This window comes from Caulobacter sp. P1_B12_2 (assembly GCF_056406675.1).
Window position 1 is genome coordinate 1 of the sequence record NZ_JBFTZS010000324.1, and the last position, 5414, is coordinate 5414.

The following is a 5414-nucleotide window of genomic DNA, read 5'->3' on the forward strand; positions in this document are numbered from 1 at the left end:
CCCCCCACCGGCGCATGCGCGCCGCCTCCCCCACAGGGGGAGGGTCTTGAGACGATCAGGCCTGCGCCGCCGCCCGTTCGCGCATGTGCTTGACCATGCCGATCGCCGCCAGGGCGTAGTGCAGGGCGGCCCAGGCGTAGAAGCACAGCGAGACGATGATGCCCTGCTGGGTGGCTCGGGCCATCGCGCCATGGCAGGCCTTGGCGAGATCTGCGGGCGCGCCCTTGGGCGCCAGGCCGCCCGGGCACTGGCCGTTGAAGCTGGCCGCGCCGGGGTCGGTGAACGAACCGCCCAGGGCCTGGAAGATCGTGGAAGCTTCCGGATGATTGAAGTGGAAGCGCGCCAGATGGTCGATCAGCCAGCCGGTGAACACCGGTCCGCCGCCCAGGGCGATCAGGTTCAGGAAGAAGAACAGCAGGGCCGTGGCCGTGGCCCGGCGGCGCGGCTCGACCGAGTTCTGGACCACGCCGAAGGTCGGGGCCAGGTAGGTGTAGTGGAAGATGCCCGGGACCAGCAGGATCAGGGCCGTGGTCTGCCAGCTCGTCTGCAGATAGGCGGCGATGTAGATCGGGGTGCAGATCAGCAGGCCGATGGCCGGCACCAGGGCGTACCACTTGGCGCTGCGCTTGCCCGACCAGTCGGTCAGGAAGCCGCCGACCAGGGTGCCGACCCCGGCCGAGAAGCCGCCGATCAGCCCGACGATCAGGCCGACCTGGGCGAGGCCCAGGCCGTAGGTGCGGACGAAATAGGGCGGCACGAACGCGCCCGAGCCGTACGAGCCGAACGAGGCGATGGTCACGCCCAGCATCATGTGCAGCACCGGCCACTTGCCGAACAGCACGGCCATGACCGCGCCCAGTTCCTTGAATTCGTTGGCCAGCGAGAACGGCGGCTTAGGCGGTTCGACGACAACGTCCTCGGCCTCCAGCGGGCGCTCCTTGAGTTCCGAATGGCCGCGCGGCGGTTCCTTGACGATCAGCTTGACCAGCACGGCCAGCAGGATGCCGGGCAGGCCGACGATCACGAAGGCGACCCGCCAGCTGAACTCCTGGGCCAGCCAGCCGCCGGCCACGGCTCCGAACATCGTGCCCAGCGGGATGCCGAACGAATAGATCGACAGGGCCGAGGCGCGCTTCTTGGGCTCGTAATAGTCGCTGATCAGCGAGTGGGACGGCGGCGAGCAGCCGGCCTCGCCGACCCCCACGCCGAAGCGGTAGAGGGCCAGCTGGGCGAAGCTGGAGGCGCTGCCGCAGAGGGCGGTGAAGCCCGACCAGATGACCAGCGACACCGAGATGATCGTCACCCGGTTCCAGCGCTCGGCCATGCGGGCGATCGGGATGCCCAGCAGGGTGTAGAGCAAGGCGAAATACAGACCGCCCAGCAGGCCCAGCTGGGTGTCGGTCAGCTTGAGGTCGACCTTGATGGCCTGGCCGATGGTGGCGATGATCGTGCGATCGATGAAGTTGAAGGTGTAGGTGGCGAGCAGCAGCCCCAGCACCGAGGCCTTGTAGCCATTGGAATACAGCGGCTGCGCGCCGCCAGGCGAATTCGCCTGCGCCATCCTGGGCCTCTCCCTTCAAACATTTGTTCTAATCGTTGGGCCGACCATAGACGTAACGGAAGCCGCAAGGCCAGAGGGGAAATCGCGGTCATTTTGGAGCGGTGAGATGAACGCGCGACAACGAGGGCGCCTGGGTCGGTTCAGGCGCGAAGGCCTTCAATGACGCATGGCCGCGACAGACGGTCGTCATGGAGGTCGCTCATGCCGGCCCTACCCGATTCCCGCGCCGAGCCCGTCGAACGCTCGGCCCAGATCATTCCCTTCGCGGAGCTCAACAGGGCGCGCTCTCTGCGGGCGCTTGCCGGCTGGCCTGCCGCGCCGCCGATGGAGCCCCACCCCTGGGCCTATGTCTTTCCCAGACCCGTGAACGGCGAAAGCGCCAAGCCCTAGTCGGTCGGGCGTTGTCCCGCGAGGGCCCCCGCGCTAAGCCCGGGCGTCCGCCCGTTCGCGAAGGAGCTCGCCATGGAAATCGTCGTCGGCACCAAGAAGTGGTCCAGCTGGTCGCTGCGGCCATGGCTAGCGCTGAAGCACACGGGCGAGGCCTTCAAGGAGACCCTGGTCGAGCTGCGTCACACCGGGACGTCCGAGGTCGAGATCGCCAAGCACTCGCCCAGCCATCTCGTGCCGGTGCTGAAGGACGGCGACCTGGTGATCTGGGACTCGCTGGCGATCTGCGAATACCTGGCCGAGAAATTCCCCGCCGCGAAGCTGTGGCCTCAGGACGCCGCCTTGCGGGCCCTGGGGCGTTCGGCGGCGGCCGAGATGCACTCGGGCTTCTCGTCGCTGCGCGGCGAATGCCCGATGGCGCTGGAAGAGGCGCCGCGCGTCGTGGCGATCTCCGAGGCCACCCAGAAGGACGTGCGCAAGATCGTCGAGCGCTGGAACCAGCTGCTCAAGCGCTCGGGCGGGCCGTTCCTGGTGGGCGAATGGWCGATCGTAGACGCCTTCTACACCCCGGTGGGGAGCCGGTTCCGCACCTACGGGATCCACCTGTCGGACTATGGCGACACCGGCGCGGCGGGCGTCTATTGCGAGCGCCTGCTGCAGTCGCCGGAATTCCTGGCCTGGGAAGCCGACGCCTAGGCCTGGGTCGGCTTGGCGTTTCGCACGCTCGGCCGGCGGCCGGGCCGGCGTTCGACCTCGCGCTCCACGGCGACGGCGCTGATCAGGGCGCCGTCCGGGGTCAGGATCGGAAAGACGTCGATGGCGCAGAGATAGGCCTCGCCCGACTTTCGGTAGTTGACCAGGGTCGTGCTGTGCCGTTCGCCGTTGCGCAGGGCGCGGGCCAGACGCTTGCGCGCCGCCAGGCTCGTGCCTGGTCCTTGAAAAATCCGGGGATTTTTTCCCAGGATTTCGGCCCGATCGAAACCGGTCATGYGCTCAAACGTTGTATTCACATAGAGAATGTGAGGGCCGGGCGGAGACAGCTGGCCGTCGGTCAGAACCACGCCGACATCGAGGTCGTCGGCCAAGGCCGAGATTAGATCACGCAAAGGCATACTGTATTCCGTGGCTTAGCCGCCGGTGGCTATACATCCGTGAAGGTTTTGCGTCCGAGAAAATCGAATTAACGGCTCATTAATCATCTCGAATTGAGTAATTGCCTTATTCCGCAAGGAGTTTTGGGCTCACTTGTGAGTTGTGGGCGTACGCTGTTATGCAATTAGGATATCGTTAATCGACGTTATGCCTAAAGCTCGACCTCAGCCGACTGGGTTGGAATGAGAGCGACGATGTTTTCAGGTCAAAAAGCGGTCCGCCAGGCCGACCTTCAGCGGGTCCAGAACCTCGAGGCCCAGGTCGCGGCCATGGAGCGGTCACAGGCAGTGATCGAGTTCCAGCTGGACGGCACGATCATCCGCGCCAATTCGAACTTCCTGGGCGCCCTGGGCTACGCGGCGACCGAGATCGAGGGGCGCCATCACAGCCTGTTCGTGCCCCCCGCCGAGGCGCAAGGCGCCGACTACCGGGCGTTCTGGGCGCGGCTCAACGCCGGCGAGTTCGTCGCGGCCAAGTTCCTGCGCATCGGCAAGGGCGGCAAGGAAGTCTGGATCCAGGCGTCCTACAACCCCGTGCTCGACAAGACCGGCAAGCCTTACAAGGTCATCAAGTTCGCCACCGACGTCACCGCCATCGAGCAGGAGCGGACGCGCGGCGAGGCCGAGCGCCGCCTGGCCGACGAGGAGCAGGGCGCGGTGGTCTCGGCCCTCGCCGACAGCCTGCGCCGCCTGGCCGAGGGCGACCTGACCGCCGACATCCAGGCGCGTTTCGAAGGTCGCTACCAGCGGATCAAGGACGACTTCAACAGCGCCATTGGCAGCCTGCGCCAGGCCATGAGCGCGATCGTCACCGCCACCGGCGGGCTGCGGGCCGGCTCGGACGAGATCGCCTCGGCCTCCGACGACCTGTCGCGTCGCACCGAGCAGCAGGCCGCCTCGCTGGAGGAAACCGCCGCCGCGCTCGACGAACTGACCGCCACGGTCCGCCGCAGCGCGGCCGGCGCCAAGGAAGCCTCCAACGCCGCCTCCAGCGCTCGGGAAGAGGCCGCTCGCTCCGGCGACGTCATGCGCGACGCTGTCGCCGCCATGGGCGAGATCGAGCAGAGCTCGGGTCAGATCACCCAGATCATCGGCGTCATCGACGAGATCGCCTTCCAGACCAATCTTCTGGCCCTGAACGCCGGTGTCGAAGCGGCCCGCGCCGGTGACGCCGGCCGCGGCTTCGCGGTCGTGGCGCAAGAAGTGCGGGCCCTGGCTCAGCGCTCGGCTGAGGCGGCCAAGGAGATCAAGACCCTGATCGCCAGCAGCACCGCTCAGGTCGAGCGCGGGGTGAAGTTGGTCGGCGAAACCGGCCAGGCGCTGGGCGGCATCGTCGGCAAGGTTTCGCAGATCGACACCCTGATCTCCGAGATCGCCCAGTCCTCGCAGGAACAGGCCACCGGCCTCAACCAGGTCAACGCCGCCGTCAACCAGATGGACCAGGTCACCCAGCAGAACGCCGCCATGGTCGAGGAGGCCACCGCCGCCGCAACCAACCTGCGCAACGAGACCGGAGAACTGGCCCGACTGGTGGCGCGGTTCGAGACGGGGCAGGAGGCCTCGGGCCGCCCGGCGGGTCGGGCGCGCGCCGCCTAGTCCCCGGTCGGGAACATCGCGAAATAGGGCTCGGCTTCCTGGAGCACCCGCACGAACGACGGGCGGGCCAGCAGGCGGTCCAGATAGGCCGAGACGTTAAGGTGGGTCCCGTCCAGCGGCGCCACCTTGTTGGCGTAGAACAGGGCGGGGGCGGCCGCGCAGTCGGCCAGGCTGAAATCGTCGCCCGCCGCCCAGGTGCGACCCGCCAGCTCGGTCTCGAGCAGGCCGTAGGCCATGGCCAGCTGCGCGCGGGCCTGAGCGACGCCGTACGGGTCCTTGGCGTCCGCCGGCCGGATCCGGTCGCCGACGATCGCCTGCATCGGCGTCATGACATAGAGGTCGAAAAGGCGGTCCATCAGGCGCGTGCGCAGGGCGGCCTCGGGCTCGTCGGGAATGAACCGGACGGGGCCGGGGTAGGCCGTCTGCAGATATTCGATGATGCTCGAACTCTCGGGGATCGTCCGGTCCCGCGCCCCGTCGCACAGCAGCGGCATCTTGGCTGTCGGCCACAACGCCTTGAACGCCGCGACGTTGGCGGGGTCGCTGAAATCGACCAGCCGCGCCTCGAACGGCGTGTCGTTCTCGTAGAGGGCGATCAGCGCCTTCCAGCAGTACGAGGACAGCGGGTGCATGTGTAGCGTTAGGGACATGAGAGCTCCAAGGATCGGGCGGGGACGCGGCCGCGCGTCCCCCGTTTTGACGGGGCTGGGGCCTAGGCC

6 protein-coding genes are annotated in these 5414 nt (G+C 67.5%); 3 read left to right on the top strand and 3 right to left on the bottom strand.

From position 1 onward, the window contains the following. Positions 1–55: 55 nt before the first annotated feature. A complete protein-coding gene (locus AC1DZ6_RS18040; RefSeq protein ID WP_477098520.1) occupies positions 56–1561 on the bottom strand; it encodes a spinster family MFS transporter in 1506 nt (501 codons plus the stop codon). Positions 1562–1762: 201 nt separating this feature from the next. Here AC1DZ6_RS18040 and AC1DZ6_RS18045 point away from each other — a divergent pair, with 201 nt between their 5' ends. Further along, a complete protein-coding gene (locus AC1DZ6_RS18045) occupies positions 1763–1951 on the top strand; it encodes a hypothetical protein (protein ID WP_477098521.1) in 189 nt (62 codons plus the stop codon). Positions 1952–2023: 72 nt separating this feature from the next. Beyond that, positions 2024–2644 (top strand): glutathione S-transferase family protein, encoded by a 621-nt coding sequence (locus AC1DZ6_RS18050; protein WP_477098522.1) that lies wholly within the window; start codon positions 2024–2026, stop codon positions 2642–2644. Here the strand turns inward: AC1DZ6_RS18050 and AC1DZ6_RS18055 are convergent. After that, on the bottom strand, positions 2641–3060 hold the full coding sequence (locus tag AC1DZ6_RS18055; RefSeq protein WP_477098523.1) for a PAS domain-containing protein: 420 nt from the start codon (positions 3058–3060) through the stop codon (positions 2641–2643). The two genes, AC1DZ6_RS18050 and AC1DZ6_RS18055, sit on opposite strands and share 4 nt — an antisense overlap. Positions 3061–3294: 234 nt before the next feature. Between AC1DZ6_RS18055 and AC1DZ6_RS18060 the strand changes: the two genes are divergently transcribed. Next, the gene (locus tag AC1DZ6_RS18060; protein ID WP_477098524.1) at positions 3295–4695 is read left to right on the top strand and encodes a methyl-accepting chemotaxis protein; all 1401 of its coding nucleotides are present in this window, start codon (positions 3295–3297) and stop codon (positions 4693–4695) included. Here AC1DZ6_RS18060 and AC1DZ6_RS18065 read toward each other — a convergent pair. Then, on the bottom strand, positions 4692–5345 hold the full coding sequence (locus AC1DZ6_RS18065; RefSeq protein ID WP_477098525.1) for a glutathione S-transferase family protein: 654 nt from the start codon (positions 5343–5345) through the stop codon (positions 4692–4694). The genes AC1DZ6_RS18060 and AC1DZ6_RS18065 overlap by 4 nt on opposite strands. Positions 5346–5414 lie beyond the last annotated feature (69 nt).

What these genes read in the sequence shown, in the direction of transcription:
- AC1DZ6_RS18065 (WP_477098525.1), bottom strand. Translation starts at nt 5,345, where the DNA reads ATGTCCCTAACGCTACACATGCACCCGCTGTCCTCGTACTGCTGGAAG.
- AC1DZ6_RS18045 (WP_477098521.1), top strand. Translation starts at nt 1,763, where the DNA reads ATGCCGGCCCTACCCGATTCCCGCGCCGAGCCCGTCGAACGCTCGGCC.
- AC1DZ6_RS18060 (WP_477098524.1), top strand. Translation starts at nt 3,295, where the DNA reads ATGTTTTCAGGTCAAAAAGCGGTCCGCCAGGCCGACCTTCAGCGGGTC.
- AC1DZ6_RS18040 (WP_477098520.1), bottom strand. Translation starts at nt 1,561, where the DNA reads ATGGCGCAGGCGAATTCGCCTGGCGGCGCGCAGCCGCTGTATTCCAAT.